This window comes from Actinoplanes subglobosus, assembly GCF_042650585.1.
GTDB lineage: Bacteria > Actinomycetota > Actinomycetes > Mycobacteriales > Micromonosporaceae > Actinoplanes > Actinoplanes subglobosus.
Window position 1 is genome coordinate 65,319 of record NZ_JBHSBL010000013.1, and the last position, 14,510, is coordinate 79,828.

A 14,510-nucleotide genomic window follows, 5' to 3' on the forward strand; every position below is an offset into this window, starting at 1 on the left:
TGAGAGAGACGTACATCCGTGATCTGGAGGTGTCCGATGGCTTTCGATGACAAGGTCGACAACAAGGCCGAGGAGATCGGCGGCAAGGTCAAGGAGGGCGTCGGCAAGGCGACCGACGACGAGCGCCTGGAGGCCGAGGGCAAGACCGATCAGAAGGCGGCGAACCTCAAGCAGGCCGGCGAGAAGATCAAGGACGTCTTCCGTTCCTGACGACCACGGTGGGACGGCCGGGNNNCGGGCCACCGTCTTTCAACAGGCCACGGTGGTACGGCCGGACGAGTACCCCCACGTGCAGGTGTCATGGACCGCGCCGGCCCGGTTGCGCAGGGTGGCCGTGTCGCCGGTGTTGTTCCACACGTAGTTGCCGGAGTTCCAGTACCGGTGGGTGGCCGTGTCGGTGCCCTTCCCGGTGTGCAGGTAGACGACACCGCCCCGCCCGGCGATGGTGACGTTGTCGAAGGTGTAGGTGCGTACCGCGTCGTCGACCCGCCAGCCTTTCAGGTTCACGCTGGTGGCGCCGGTGTTGACCAGGGCGATCCACTCGGCGTTGAGGCTCCCGTTGGAGCGGTCGTCCTTACCCGGCGAGTCGTACTGGACACTCTGGAACCGCAGCGCCGGGGCGGCCGCCTGGGCGGGCGCGGCCACGGACAGTCCAGCCCCGAGGACGGCGGTGACGACCCCGGGCAGTTGGCGAAGCATACGATCTCCTGTCGGGCATTGAGCGGAAAGCCGCATTCTTCCGGCAAGACCTGTGAATTCGGACAGTAACCCACGAATGTCACGCCTTCGGGTTCGTCCCCCGGGGGCCTACGACAATCGGCAAGGTTGTGTTCTTGCAGCTCATTGGCAGTTGCGGGGTTGTCGCACCGCTAGTGCCGGGCGTAGGGTGACGACGTGTCCGAGCATGAGCACCACCACCCGCACCGGCATGGTCTCCGGCATCTGCTGACGCCGCATTCGCACGACACCGCCGACAAGGTCGACAGCGCTCTGGAGTCCTCCCGAGAGGGCCTGCGGGCGTTGTGGATCTCCCTGGCCGGGCTCGGGGTCACCGCCGCGGTGCAGGCCGTCATCGTGGTGATGTCCGGTTCGGTGGCACTGCTCGGCGACACCGTGCACAACGTCGCCGACGCGCTCACCGCCGTGCCGCTGGGCATCGCGTTCTGGCTCGGCAGGCGGGCCGCGACCCGGGCGTACACCTATGGGTTCGGCCGCGCCGAGGACCTCGCCGGTGTCGTGATCGTCGCCGTGATCGCCGCCTCCGCCGTCGCGTCGGCCTGGTTCGCCGTCGACCGGCTGCTGGCCCCGCGCGACATCAGCCATCTCCCGTGGGTGTTCGCGGCCGGGCTGACCGGTTTCGCCGGCAACGAGGTCGTCGCCCGCTACCGCATCGCGGTCGGCCGGCGGATCGGCTCGGCGGCCCTGGTCGCCGACGGGCTGCACGCGCGGACCGACGGGTTCACCTCCCTGGCCGTCGTCCTGGCCGCGGCCGGAGCCTGGCTGGGCTGGGGCTGGGCCGACCCGGTCGTCGGGATCGCGATCACCGTGGCGATCCTGTTCGTCCTCAAGGACGCGGCCCGCCAGGTCTACCACCGCCTGATGGACCGGGTCGACCCACAGCTGGTCGACCACGCCGAGCAGCACCTACGCGAGATCAACGGCGTCCGCGACGTGTCCGGCCTGCGGTTGCGCTGGATAGGCCACGCCCTGCACGCCGAGGCCGGCATCGTCGTCGACGCCCGCCTGACACTGCTGGCCGCCCACGAGATCGCCGCCGACGCCGAGCACCAGCTCACCCACCACGTCCCGCGCCTGACCTCGGCCACCGTCCACGTCGACCCGGACAGCCACCCCGGCCCCGGCCACCACACGGACCTCTCCCACGCCCGCCGGGCCCACCACCATCCGACACCCGCCTGACCGCCACACGCGCCCGCCCGGGGCGAAGGCCGAGATGTCGCCGGCCGTCGCCCAGACCGGTTACGACCACCGGAAAGCGTGCCTGGGCGACGGCGGGCCGGAAATTCGTCGTACCCGCGGGCTAATGTGCCTCGCATGCCGCTTCCCGCCACGCTCAAGACCCGCCTCGACGATCCGAGCTTCTGGCGGGCCTACTTCTTCGACGACGGTGCCGACACCGGCGACGATGACGATGACGACATGGCGGATGAGTCGATCATCGTGGAGTTCGCTGTCGGCGGCGGCCATGCGCTGGTCCTCGACATCGACAGCGGCCTCGACATGATCGACCTCGGGTTGCGCGGGCCAGGCGACGACGAGGTGCTGGAGATCGGGTGGGATGATCAGGCCCACTGGCATCCCGACACGCTCCGCTGGGCCGAGCTCGACCTGATCGCCCGCGCCGCCGCCGTCCTCGACCCCACACTGGCCCATCCGGGCCCGGTCCTGGCGCTGACCGCCCGTTTCGTGGTCCTCGACGCGAGCGACGACGTCGAGGCGATCACCCCGCTGATGGATGCCGCGTTCGGCACGCCCCCACCCGGGGCGCCCTGGTGGCCGCGCACGAGCACGTGGCTGCGCAAGGCCGACGGCCGCCGCCACGGCATCACCTGGCAGCGCGACGCCAACGGCGACTGGGCCGTCGACCAGTCCGAGCCGGCCGGCGGCGACCGTGATCTCTACAGTGTCCGCCGGCCCGGCAGCAAGTTCCCGTTCGGGGCGTGGCGTGAGCTGCTGGCCGCCGCCGAGGCCACCGTGGGCCGGCGATGAGGCTGCGCCACCTCGGCCTGCCGGTGCGTGATCACGACCGCAGCCTGGCCTTCTACGCCCGATGGTTCGGTTTCGACCCGGCGACCGCGACGCCCTATCCGGACGGCACCGTGATCGTCCGCAACGCCGACGGTTTCGACCTGGCCCTGCACCCGGTCGCCGCGGCGACGCCTGCATCCGCCGCCACCACGACCACGCAACCACTCCCCACCGGCCCGCTCGGACTCGGCACCGTACCCCCACCGCCCATCACCACCAACCCGCCACCACTCCCCGCAGGCCCGACCGGACTCGGCACCACACCCCCACCGCCGATCACCACCACCCCGCCGCCACCTCCCGCAGGCCTGACCGGACCCGGCACCACACCCCCACCGCCGATCACCACGATCGGGCACGCGGCCGCGCCGCGGCACCTGGGCACTGCGCTCGCGCCCGCTGTGGAGTTCCTGCATTTCGGGTTCGCCGCGGTGTCGGCCGAGGCGGTGCGGGAGCTGCACGGCCGGCTGCTCGCTGCGGGCGTCGATGTGATCGAGTTCGACGACGAGCCCGACCTGGTGTCGCTGAAATGTCTCGACCCGGACGGATGGCGCGTGGAGGTCTACTGGGAGCCGTGATCGACGCCCGGTAACCTTCGGCCCCGGGAGGCAATGCTTCCGCGAGCGAAAGGAAACCATCGATGACCGACCAGGCCCCAGGCCCGCGCCAGTCCGGCACCGTCTACGGGCGCGGCGGCGCGGACGTGACGAAGGCCGGCCCGGACCGGCTGTCCCGGGCCCTGACCATCGGTGTCGGCGCGGGAGTGATCGCCGTGCTCGTTCTCGGTTACGCGGCGTGGAGCAGCACCGGCGGCGGTACGGACAAGCCGGCGGTCGCCGCACCCACCACGACCGCCGCGCAGGCGCCGACGCCGGAGGCGACCGTCTCGCAGAAACCGCAGCTCGCGGTCGGTTCGTGGCTGCTGTCCCCGCTCGGCGACGAGAACACCTATCTGACGGCCAACGGCGAGTTCGCGAAGATGTCCCCCGCCGACCCGGCGACCCTGACGGTGAGTGCCGGCCTGGGCGACGACACCTGCTTCTCGTTCCGGCTGGAGGATGGGCGTTACCTGCGGCATTTCGACTACCGGCTGCGGTTCGACACCTCCGACGACTCGGAGCTGTTCCGGGCCGACGCCACGTTCTGTCAGGAGGCCGGCACCGACGTCGGCACGCTCAGGCTGCGTTCGAAGAACTACCCTGAGTTCGTGGTGCGCCAGCGCGATGACGACTCGCTCTACATCGACAAGGCCGATGAGTCCGCCACCGGCAGCTCCTTCATGGTGCAGGTGCCGTCCTGAGTACCCAGGGCTGGCTTCCGGAGCGGGTGGCCGCGGCCGAGCGTGAGGTCGGCGGCGGCTTCGACCTGACGGCGTGCGTGCAGGAGCCGATCCATCTGCTCGGCGGTGTCCAGTCGTATGGTGCCCTGGTCGCGATCCGGGCCGGGCAGATCACCGTGACCAGTGCTAACGCGGAGCGCATGCTCGGTTTGGCCGCTCTGGCCGGCGGGCCGGTGACCCGGCTGGTCGACGCCACGCAGCTGGCCGCCCTGGAGGATCTGGCTGACGCCGACACCGGCCAGACCGCGATGATGCCGGTGACGACGACGCCGGAGGCGGGTGCGGTCCGGTTCGACGTGACCGTGCACCGGTCCGACGACATGCTGGTGCTGGAGTTCGAGCCGGCCGGTGAGGCCCGCGACTTCCCGGCGATCTACACGCCGATCCGGCAGGCGCTGATGCGGCTGCAGATGGCGGGCACGGTGGTGGAGGCGTGCCGGGCCGCGGTGCGTGAGGTCCGGGCCATCACGGGTTATGAGCGGGTGGTCGCCTACCGGTTCGAGAGTCTGGACGGGCCGGGTGAGGTGATCGCCGAGGACGTGGCCGACGACTGGGAGCCGTGGCTGGGCCTGTGGTTCCCGGCGACCGACATCCCGCCGCAGGCCCGGCGGCTCTACGAGCGCAACTGGATCCGGGTGATCGCCGACGTCGACGACGAGACGGCCCGCCTGTCCGGTCCGCTGGATCTGTCGATGTCGGTGCTGCGCACGGTGTCGCCGTTCCATCTGGAGTATTTGAGGAACATCGGCGTGCGGTCGTCGATGTCGGTGTCGTTGCTCTCCGGCGGGCTGTGGGGGCTGATCGCCTGTCACGGCCGGTCCATCACTACGCTGAACCCCCAGGTCAGGGCGGCATGCGAGTTCTTCGGTGTGGCGTTGTCGCTGCATCTGGCCGCGTTGCGGGAGCGTGACGAGGCGGCCGCTCGGGACCGTTCACGGACGTTGATCGCCCGTCTGCTGGAAAGCGCGTCGGCCGGCCCGGAGCAGGCGTGGCCGCTGGATCCGGACGGCATGGCCGGGGTGATCGTCTGCGACGCGGTGCTGATCCGTGCCGAGGGCCGGGTGACGGTGCACGGCGCCGACCCGGGTCATGAGCTGGTGGAGGAGCTGCTGAAAGCGGTGCCGGTGCCGCCGCCGGGGTCGTTGTGGCACAGCGACCGTCTCGGTGAGGATCTGCCGGTGCTGGCCGGCCGCTCTCCGGCACTGTCCGGGGCGCTGGTGCTGCCGTCGGGGCCGGACGGCGACCTGATCGTGTGGCTGCGCGGGGAGCGGACGGTGTCGCGCCGCTGGGCGATCGACCCGGACGAGCCGGTGACGCTGGGCCCGCACGGCAGCCGGTTGACGCCGCGTGGGTCGACGGCGGTGTTCCTGGCGTCGGTGCGCGGGCGGAGCCTGCCGTGGTCGGCGAACGATCTGGCGATGGCGGTCGAGGTGGGCCGGGCCGTGGTCGGGGTGGCGGTGGCGCACGCCCGGCGGTTGTCGGCGCTGAATGTGGAGTTGAACCGCAGCAACGTCGATCTGGATTCGTTCGCGCATGCGGCCGCCCACGATCTGAAGGAGCCGTTGCGCGGTATAGCGAACACGGCGACGTTCATCACGGAGGACGCGGCCGGCAGTCTCGACGAGGTGACGGCCCGGCGGCTGGCGTCGATCCAGCGGCTGGCCGCGCGGATGGACGAGCTGCTCAATGCTCTTCTCTACTATTCGCGGCTGGGGCGTACCGAGCTGAACCGGCAGGCCCTGGATCTGCGGGAGGCGGTGGGGAAGGCGCTGGAGGTCGCGGGGCCGCGGTTGCACGACGCCGGGGTGACGGTGGAGTGGCCGGAGCCGGGTTCGACGGTGACGGCCGACCCGGTGCTGTTCGATCAGGTGCTGGTGAACCTGCTGGTGAACGCCGCGAAGTATGCGGGTCCGGCCGAGCGGCGGCGGGTGTCGGTCAGTGGCGGCGGCGCGGAGCTGGTGGTCCGGGACAACGGCATCGGCATGCCGCCGCATCTGCGGGAGCAGGCGTTCCAGCTGTTCCGGCGGCTGCATCCGGCGACCGCCGGGTTCGACGGTTCGGGCGCGGGCCTGGCGATCGTGCGGCGGATCGTGGAGCGGCACGGCGGTCAGGTCTGGGCGGAGGACTCCCCCGGCGGCGGCGTGACGATCCGCGCCACGTTCCCCTCACGGGGCCGCGACCTATCGTGATGACGGTTCACTCGGACAGCCGGAACGCCTTGCTGTACATCGTGACGATGTCCTCCGGGTACATGTCGGAGGAGGTCACGCACGTCACCCGGACCCGGTAGGTTCCCCGGCCGAGATTCACCGACTTTCTGATCTTGAAGTCCTGCGCGTCCGTCACCCGCATCATCCCCAGCTTGCGGGCGATCTTGCCCTTGCCCTTGCTCCCGGTGACAGCGTCCGCCCAGCATTCGGTGTATCCACCCGAGTTGTTGTACGAGGTGGCGTACAGGTCGGCCCGGTCCCCGAAGTTAACGACCTTGAAATCGGCCGCGTAGTTCCCGTATTCGCCGTAGGCGTGCCCGAAACTCTTCGTCACGGTCGCTCCGGCGCTCGCGGCGCTCGCCAGCGCGAGAGAGGCGGCGAGTCCGGTGGCGCCGGCGGCAAGCATCTCACGGATCATGACGGGTCGCTCCCTCGGTTGCCGGTGGGACCGAACCCATCGGATCGGAGCCGAGCCGGTTGAGGGATCGCCGACCCCTCACCGATTCACCGCCGCGACTTCCAGTAGTCGAGGGTCTGGCTGAGCACGCTCTGGAAGAGGGCGAAGTTCAGCGGTTTGTAGACGTAACTGTCCGCGCCGGCGGCGTGGCAGGCGTCGGCCTCGGCCTGGTCCTCCGACGAGGTGAAGACGACGATCCGCAGTTCGTCGAGGTCGGGGTGGGCCCGGACGGACCGGATCACGTCGAGGCCGCTCTCGCCGGACATGTTGAGGTCGAGCAGGACGAGCCATGGTCGTTCCCGCAGCGGGTCGGTGAGGGCTGCCAGCACGTCGGCGCCGGATCGGTGGAACTCTCGCCGCAGACCCGGATGTGACCGGCTGATGGCCCGTTCGATGGCTTCGACGTCCTCGTCGCTGTCCTCGACCACGAAGATCAGTTCACTCATCGGGCTGCTCCTTGGCGACGCGGATGGCCAGGACCGCGATGTCGTCGGTCCTGGGCCCGCCGAAGGTGGCGGAGGCCCTGCTCAGTTCGTGCACGAGTGCGTCCAGGGGGCGGCCGCGGAGCCGGTCGAGGGTCTCGCCCAAGGCGTGGTCCTCGAACATCTGACCGTTCGCGTCGCGGCTCTCGGTCAGGCCGTCGGTGAACAGGATCAGCGTGTCGCCGGGCGTCAGGACCAGCCGGGACTCACCGATCCGGGGTTCGGCGAGCACCCCGAGCGGGGATCCGCCGCCGGTGGCGCGCTCGGGGCCGGTCAGCTCGCGCAGCACGACCGGGGCGGGATGTCCGGCCGACACCCAGGCGACGGCGACGCCACCGTCGCCGGTGGGGTCGAGTCGGGCGACGCCGGCGGTGACGAACCGCCACGACCCGTCGAGGCGCAGCCGCGCGTTGAGCCTGGTCATGGCCCGGACCGGGGTGGCGCCCTCCTGGAGCAGCGCGGCGAGGGTGTGCCGGGCCATGCCGGTCAGTGCGGCGGCGTCGACGCCACGGCCGCAGACGTCGCCGACCAGCGCCGCGACGCTGCCGCCGGCGCCGGACACCACGTCGTAGAAGTCGCCGCCGACCTCGAGGATCCGGTCGCCGACCAGGTAGGCGGCGGCGATCTCCAGCCCGTCGACGTGGGGCAGCCGGGTCGGCAGCAGATGCTGCTGCATGGTGACGACGTCCTGGCGCCGCCGCTCGTACCGGGTGCCGTTGTCGATCGCCAGTGCCGCCCGTGACGCCAGGTCGCGCAGGAAGGCGGACGGCGGGATGGCGGCGGCCTCCCGGTCGAACAGGAAGACGAGCGCGCCGACGACCTCGCCCCGGGCGTGCAGCGGCTGCAGGTCGACGGCCCGTGTCGACAGCAGCGCGGTGTCGGCCGGCGGGGCGGCAACGCCGGCGACCGTACGGCCGACCAGGTGGTTCAGGTGGTCGACGGCGGCCGGGTCGCCGAGCAGGGCGGACAGCCTGCGCATGTCGACGTGCACCGAGCTGCGCAGCACCGGCCGGCCTTCCTCGATCACGTACACGAGGCAGCCCTCGGCGATCGCCGGAACGGCCATCCGCGGCACCCGCCGCATCGTCTGGGTCGTGTCGAGGACCGCGTCCATCTGCAGCGACGCCTCGGCGAGCAGCGCGTCGCGGGTCTGTTGCGCGTGTTCGGCCCGGCGTTGCCCGAGCAGGCGGATCGCTTCCCGGGTCACCTCGATCACCTGGCCGAGGCAGGCACGGATCACCGGCACGTCGGCTGTCTCGTCGACGGCGACGAGGATGCTGCCGGCGGCCTCCCCGGCGAGGTCGAAACGGTCCCGGATCACCTCGGCGAACCCGAGATCCGACAACCCTTCCGGGGTACGGCCGGAGGCGACCGCCCGGGCCAGTTCCCGATTGGCGCCTTCCAGCGGAACCCCGGTCCACCGGTATTCGAGAACACTGTCGCCGGGCCCGTGCCGCAGCCCCCACACGGCGACCACGCCGGGCAGCGCCTGCAGCGGCGGCAGGATCAGCTGGGCGAGCTCGTCACGTGCGCTGATCCGCCCGACGGAGGTCCACATGCGGTGCAGTGTCGCGGCCCACCCCAGATCGGCCTCCGCCACCGCCGGTCACCCTCCTCGTCTCAGCCGACCACGTCCTGTCTATATCGCCAGGACGTGATCAGCGTAAACGGAGTAGGCCGTCCGTCACCGCAAGGAGGGCGGCGTGCAGAGCAGGCGGGCCGCCGCCCAGTCGCCGTGGTCGGCACCGACGCCGTCCCCGCCGTCGGTGATCCGGAGTTCCAGGCGGGTGCCGCCGGTCACGTCGGCCTCGATGGGCTGGGCGGACGCCGAGCCGGTCAGTCGGCCGGATGACGCCTTGAGCACGCCGTCGACCCACACCTCGAACCCGACCGAACCGGAGTTGCCCATCTCGTCGTCGACGCCGACGTCGGCGCGGAACGCGGTGCAGCCGCGGCCGGTCAGGTCGATCACCACCGTGGAGACGGCGTGGGCACCGAGGCCCTTGTCGTAGACGGTGCCGCCGATGGTGAGCGGCCGTCCGTCGCCGGCGGGCTGTTCGGCGTTGCTGCGGTCGCGTTCGACCGGTCCCCACCCGTTCTGCGTCTCGGTGAACGGCAGGTCGCTGACCCAGGATGATCCTTCGGGCAGCGGGGTACGGACGACGGCCTCCGCGGTCACGGTGCTGCGGTACCCGTTGTCGGATTCCACGGTGGCGGTGATCGTGTGCCGGCCCCAGTCGGTCCCGGCCGGGACGGTGATCGCGAACGTGGCCGTCGCGGGGGTCCCGGCGGTGACCGAGCCGAGCGGCACCGACGACGGGCTGACCTGCCAGCCGTCCGGAACGTCCAGGGTGGCGGTCACGTCCCGCAGGGGTGCGGCACAGCGCGCGTCGACCCGTACCGTCGCGGTGGTGGTGTCGGCGGTGAGGGCGATGTCGGGCGGGCAGGGCGCGGCCGTGTCCGAGGCGGGCAGGCGGCCGTCGTCGAGGGGCCGGAGCACCAGCGAGTAGTCGTAGGCCGCGGTCGGTGACAGCCGGTAGGGGGTGAGGACCGAGTTCGGCGTCTCGCCCATGCCGGTCTCGCCGGTGGCCGCGTGCAGCGTCACCCACCCGTCGTTGCGGACGAAGGGCAGCTGGTGGGCGTACTCGGCGCGGTCGAGGTCGTCGTAGCGGCTGACGCTGACGTCGAGGTCGGCGCCGGTCGGGCTGCCGACGAGCAGTCCCGCACGGTGACCGTCGGTGACGGCAGCCCAGCGGGTGCCGGTGTGGTTGCCGTTGGCCTGCGGGCGGGCGTAGGGCACGTATTCGTCGTCGACGGTGCTGTGCCAGACGCCGACGGTGGCGGCGCTGACCCGGTCGTTGTAGGTCTCGTGCGGGCCGGTGCCGTACCAGGTGAAGTCGTCGAGCGCGGCCGGCACCTTGACCTTGACGCCGACCCGCGGCAGGTAGGGCAGCGATCCGGCGCGGCTGCCGCGGGCCTGGACCCGGTGGTCGAGGGTGATCGTGCCGTTGCCGTCGATGCGGTAGGTCAGCGTCTGGCCGACGGCGAAGACATCGGCCAGCCCGGGTGCGGCGGCGGTGCTACGGACCGTGACGATCGCCTGGTCGCCGTCGACGGACGTGCTGACGTCCTCGACGGTGGTGGCGAGCCGGTCCAGACCGACCTCGTGCCAGATGTTGCGGTCGGCGGTGCCCCAGCCGTACGTCTCGTTGCTGGTCGGCGGCTGGTGGACGTCGAGTTCCGGCCCGGCCTGGAGCAGTTCGCGCCCGTCGGCGGTCAGTGACGTGAGCGCGCCGCCGACGAACCGGTAGCGCCAGCCCTTGCCACGGACGGTGATCGTGCCCGCTTTCTCCTCCAGCCGCGGCGCGGTCCGGGCGACGGCGGGCAGGATGCCGGGGACGACCCGGCCTCCGGCGGCGAACTGTTCGCGGGCGACGACCCAGCCGCGTTTCGCCCACGGCAGGTCCCGCACGGTCGCTGCGGACACGGTCAGCCACCGCTCGCGGTCGTGCGGGTTGGCCGGTGCCGCACCCAGGTCGAGGTCGATGCTCTGGCCGGGCGCCAGCGTGACGTCGCGGGTGCCGCCGCGCAGCCGCCGGTCGATCTCGGTCAGCGTCCAGGTCAGGCGCAGTGTCAGGGTGCCGGCGGGCTGTTCGTTGAGCACGCGCACCCGGCCGGAGGTCCCGTCGGCGGAGGTGATCCGGATCGGTGAATGGGCCCAGGCCACCTCCTCGGTCTCGGGCTGGAGCGTGCGGTCGGAGCGGATCATGCCGTCGGTGCCGGACAGGCTCAGGCCGAGGCTGAGGAAGTCGCCGCGGCGCTGCGAGGTGTCGAAGTCGAGGGCGAGGACCGGGTCGGGTCCGGTGCCGTGGATACGCACGTCGTCGATCAGGCCGCGCCCGGTGCGTACCTTGAGGTCGTCCTGCTGGGTCTCGGCGTTGCGGCCGATGTTGACCTCGTAGAGCCCGGGATCGATCGCCCCGGTCCGGGCCGTCGTCGCGACCGTGGTGCCGTCGATCTCCAGGCGCATCGCGGTGCCGTCGTAGGCGCCGGTGACGCGGTGCCACTGCCCGTACCAGTCGGCAGGCACGTCGGCGGCGGCGAACGTGTCGCCGATGGCGAATTCGAGGGTGTCCTGGTCGCGCATCTGGAGGGCGTAGGCACGGCCCTTCGTGACGATCGGGAAGCTGCCCGCCCACTCGCCGGGCTTGACCCAGGCGTCGAGGGTGACCCGCTCGGTGAGGTCGAGGCGGCGGTCGCGGAAGACGTCGACGAAGTCGTCGAGGCTGGACAGGCTGATCGCCCGGCCGCGGTGGCCCTCGGTGAAGGTGGGTTTGCCGACGAGGAACGTCTGGATGCGGTTCTTCGACGAGTCGGGGGTGAGGATCAGCGGCTGCCGCAGGTCCTGCTCGGCCCAGTCCCAGACGAATCCGCCCTGCATCGACGGTTCGCGGCGGGCGATCGCCCAGAACTCGTCGAAGTTGCCCATGCTGTTGCCCATCGCGTGGGCGTACTCCCCCATGATGATCGGTTTCGATCCGGTCCTGGCCTTGTTCTCCACCGAGGCGGGTGTCGGGTAGCGGGGGCCGCTGACGTCGGCGAACGGGGCGTCGCCGTCGGGTGAGTTGGACTGGTGGTAGAGCGGGCGGGTCGGCTCGTTGGCGTCGGCCCACTCGGCCATCGCGTAGTGGGCGGTGCCGAGGCCGGCCTCGTTGCCGGTGTCCCAGAGCAGGACGCTGGGGTGGTTCTTGTCGCGGGCCACCATCGCCTGGAAGCGGTCGGCGAACGCGGCCTGCCACTCCGGTTTCGACGCCAGGCAGACGCTGGGGCAGTTCTCCCGCGAGTGCGTCTCGATGTCGACCTCGTCGTCGACGTAGAGGCCGTAGCGGTTCGCCAGGTCGTAGAAGTACGGGTCGGACGGGTAGTGGGAGGTGCGGACCGCGTTGATGTGCAGGCGTTTCATCAGGAACACGTCGTCACGCTGCGCGTCGCGGGTGACGTGACGGCCGGTGTCCGGGTCGGTCTCGGCCCGGTTCACGCCCTTGATCATGATCCGCTCGCCGTTGACGAGGAGCTGCTTGTCGCGGATCTCGATCTCGCGGAACCCGACCGTCTGCGCGGTGATGTGCGCGGCCCGGCCGTCGGGTGTCAGCAGCTCCAGGCCGAGGGTGTAGAGGTTCGGGTCCTCGGCCGACCACTGCGCCGGGCTCGCGACCGGCGTGGTCAGGGTGACCCGGTCCTGGTCCGCCTTCTCGCTCATGGTGACGACGGTCCGGCCGGAGGCGTCACGCAGCGTGCCGCGCACGGTGTAGCCCTCGTGGGCGGCGCCGGCCAGGTCGATCCGTGCGCTCAGCGTCGCATCGCGAAAATCAGGATCAAAATCGGTCGTGATGTACGCGTCCCGCAGCCGCACGGGTTCGGTGCGGTACAGCTGGACGTCACGGAAGATGCCGCTGTACCGCCACTGGTCGAAGTCCTCGAGGTAGGCGCCGGCACCCCAGCGGTGCACCTGCACGGCGACGGTGTTGCGCCCCGGCTTGAGCAGGGCGGTGACGTCGAACTCGGCCGGGGTGTAGCCGCCCTGGTCGTACCCCGCATAGACGCCGTTGACCCAGACGAAGTATCCGCTGGTCACGCCCTCGAAGCGGAGGAACTCGCGGCCGCCGGCCCAGTTCTTCGGCACATCGAAGGTCTTGAGGTAGGCGCCGGTCGGGTTGATGTCCTTCGGCACGGACGGCGGGCTGTCCGGCCAGATCTCCTCGGGGATGTTGCGGAACATCGGGTGGTCGGCGAAGTCGGACTGCCAGGTGTGCGGCACCGTGACGGTCGGCCAGTTCGCGGCGTCGAAACCGGTCGCGAAGAAGCCGGCCGGCACGTCCTCCGGGGTGTCGAACAGTTTCATCCGCCAGCCGCCGTTGAGGCTCGCCACGTACGGCGACCGGGCGCTGTGCTCGGTGGCGTCGCGGGTCGCGGTGGCGATGTCACCGTAGGGCCGCAGGTCGGCGTGCGGCGCTTCCTGGCCCTCGCCGGTCATCCGCGGATTCTCCAGGTAGCGGTACACGTCCTCGGCGTTCTGTGGTCCGGCCGCCGCCTGCGCGGCCGAGCCCGGAACGGTCAGGAACCCGAGGAGAACCGCCACGATCGCACTCACGATCCGCCACATACCGGTATCCCTCCGACGGCACGACGATCAGACTCGCAACATGTTCGACCAGAACTGAACATGTTCGAAGCGATTGCGACGTTACAACAGAGTTACCCGACATGGAACCGGGTCGATGCCTTCCGGCGGTATCGCCCGTGGCGGATGACGACAGCCCCATCGTGGGCTCGTGAGCATGGGAGACATGCGCTACATGGCCAACTCGCGCCCCGGAGCGGGCGTGACAACCGAGCAGCTCACCACGTTCTTCCAGGAGAACGCCGTCTCCGCGGCGGCATGGGACCTGGTCCGCCACCGGGTGGTGGTCGAGGTCGCGATCAAGACCGGCGAGACCCCCGGCGTCGTGCTCTTCCTCGACGTGGACACCCGGGAGCAGGCCGACGAGATCGTGAACGGGTTCGAGGCGGTCCGCAAGGGCCTGCTCACCTTCGAACTCGACCCGATCGGCGAGGACCTGCGCCTCTGAGCACCGTTCCACAACATATCGACGACCGGCAATTTGCTGATCGGCCGGCGGCCAGAAAGGGACACCAGGATCGACTCGCGTTCACCGTCGGTTAGGAGTTCCGGATGTCCACCACACCCGTCCGCCGTATCCTGCTCGCCCTGGCTCTCACCACCGCGGCCCTGCTCGGCACCGCCGCACCCGCCCACGCCGTCACCCCCGCCGAGAAGCTCGCCGCCCTGTCCACCTTCACCCAGACCAGCGTGAGCGGCTACAACAGCTGGAACGCGGCCCGGCAGAACCAGGGCGCCTGGTCGGCGTACGGCTTCGACTGGAGCACCGACTACTGCTCGTCCAGCCCGGACAACCCGCTGGGCTTCGACTTCACCCTGGCCTGCTACCGCCACGACTTCGGTTACCGCAACTACAAGGCGGTGGGCGCGTTCAGCGCCAACAAGAGCCGCCTGGACTCGGCGTTCTACGAGGACCTCAAGCGCAAGTGCGCCACCTACTCGGCCGCGGTCCGCCCGGCCTGCACCAGCCTCGCCTGGACCTACTACCAGGCGGTGTCGATCTTCGGCTCACTCGCGGAGGTAGACCCGGCCGACGTACGCGCCGCGGCCGACCTGATCTGATCCGGCCCGG

The 14,510-nt window shown here is 70.8% G+C and carries 13 protein-coding genes; 8 read left to right on the top strand and 5 right to left on the bottom strand.

What is annotated here, in order from left to right:
• Positions 1-36: 36 nt before the first annotated feature.
• Positions 37-210, top strand: a complete 174-nt coding sequence (locus ACFO0C_RS12905; protein WP_378066821.1) for a CsbD family protein — start codon at positions 37-39, stop codon at positions 208-210.
• Positions 211-249: 39 nt separating this feature from the next.
• On the opposite strand, the gene ACFO0C_RS12910 is transcribed toward ACFO0C_RS12905, so the two are convergent.
• Positions 250-699 (bottom strand): lamin tail domain-containing protein, encoded by a 450-nt coding sequence (locus tag ACFO0C_RS12910; RefSeq protein ID WP_378066822.1) that lies wholly within the window; start codon positions 697-699, stop codon positions 250-252.
• 195 nt (positions 700-894) lie between these two features.
• On the opposite strand from ACFO0C_RS12910, the gene ACFO0C_RS12915 reads away from it, so the two are divergent.
• The 5 genes from ACFO0C_RS12915 to ACFO0C_RS12935 all read left to right on the top strand — a co-directional run bounded on the left by ACFO0C_RS12915 (position 895) and on the right by ACFO0C_RS12935 (position 6,297).
• Positions 895-1,920 (top strand): cation diffusion facilitator family transporter, encoded by a 1,026-nt coding sequence (locus ACFO0C_RS12915; protein ID WP_378066823.1) that lies wholly within the window; start codon positions 895-897, stop codon positions 1,918-1,920.
• A gap of 135 nt (positions 1,921-2,055) precedes the next feature.
• Positions 2,056-2,730: a hypothetical protein gene (locus ACFO0C_RS12920; RefSeq protein ID WP_378066824.1), complete on the top strand. Its 675-nt coding sequence runs from the start codon at positions 2,056-2,058 to the stop codon at positions 2,728-2,730.
• Complete coding sequence (locus ACFO0C_RS12925) at positions 2,727-3,347, top strand: VOC family protein (RefSeq protein ID WP_378066825.1); 621 nt, start codon at positions 2,727-2,729, stop codon at positions 3,345-3,347. The genes ACFO0C_RS12920 and ACFO0C_RS12925 overlap by 4 nt, the downstream gene beginning before the upstream one ends.
• 62 nt (positions 3,348-3,409) lie before the next feature.
• On the top strand, positions 3,410-4,069 hold the full coding sequence (locus ACFO0C_RS12930) for an AbfB domain-containing protein (RefSeq protein WP_378066826.1): 660 nt from the start codon (positions 3,410-3,412) through the stop codon (positions 4,067-4,069).
• Between the two features lie 26 nt (positions 4,070-4,095).
• Entirely contained in the window at positions 4,096-6,297 is a 2,202-nt protein-coding gene (locus ACFO0C_RS12935) for an ATP-binding protein (protein ID WP_378066827.1), read from the top strand.
• A 7-nt stretch (positions 6,298-6,304) separates the two neighbouring features.
• Here the strand turns inward: ACFO0C_RS12935 and ACFO0C_RS12940 are convergent, their stop codons facing one another.
• From ACFO0C_RS12940 to ACFO0C_RS12955, 4 genes are all read right to left on the bottom strand, one after another.
• A complete protein-coding gene (locus ACFO0C_RS12940) occupies positions 6,305-6,736 on the bottom strand; it encodes a hypothetical protein (RefSeq protein ID WP_378066828.1) in 432 nt (143 codons plus the stop codon).
• Positions 6,737-6,822: 86 nt separating this feature from the next.
• Positions 6,823-7,221 (bottom strand): response regulator, encoded by a 399-nt coding sequence (locus tag ACFO0C_RS12945; protein WP_378066829.1) that lies wholly within the window; start codon positions 7,219-7,221, stop codon positions 6,823-6,825.
• The gene (locus ACFO0C_RS12950; RefSeq protein WP_378066830.1) at positions 7,214-8,857 is read right to left on the bottom strand and encodes a PP2C family protein-serine/threonine phosphatase; all 1,644 of its coding nucleotides are present in this window, start codon (positions 8,855-8,857) and stop codon (positions 7,214-7,216) included. Before ACFO0C_RS12950 ends, ACFO0C_RS12945 begins: the two co-directional genes overlap by 8 nt.
• Before the next feature lie 84 nt (positions 8,858-8,941).
• Positions 8,942-13,420 carry a glycoside hydrolase family 2 TIM barrel-domain containing protein gene (locus tag ACFO0C_RS12955; protein ID WP_378066831.1) on the bottom strand — a complete coding sequence of 1,493 codons (4,479 nt, stop codon included), beginning with the start codon at positions 13,418-13,420 and terminating at the stop codon, positions 8,942-8,944.
• A 169-nt stretch (positions 13,421-13,589) separates the two neighbouring features.
• Between ACFO0C_RS12955 and ACFO0C_RS12960 the strand changes: the two genes are divergently transcribed.
• Positions 13,590-13,886, top strand: coding sequence for a hypothetical protein (locus tag ACFO0C_RS12960; protein WP_378066832.1), 297 nt, complete (start codon positions 13,590-13,592; stop codon positions 13,884-13,886).
• 104 nt (positions 13,887-13,990) lie between these two features.
• Positions 13,991-14,500 carry a phospholipase gene (locus ACFO0C_RS12965; protein WP_378066833.1) on the top strand — a complete coding sequence of 170 codons (510 nt, stop codon included), beginning with the start codon at positions 13,991-13,993 and terminating at the stop codon, positions 14,498-14,500.
• Positions 14,501-14,510 lie beyond the last annotated feature (10 nt).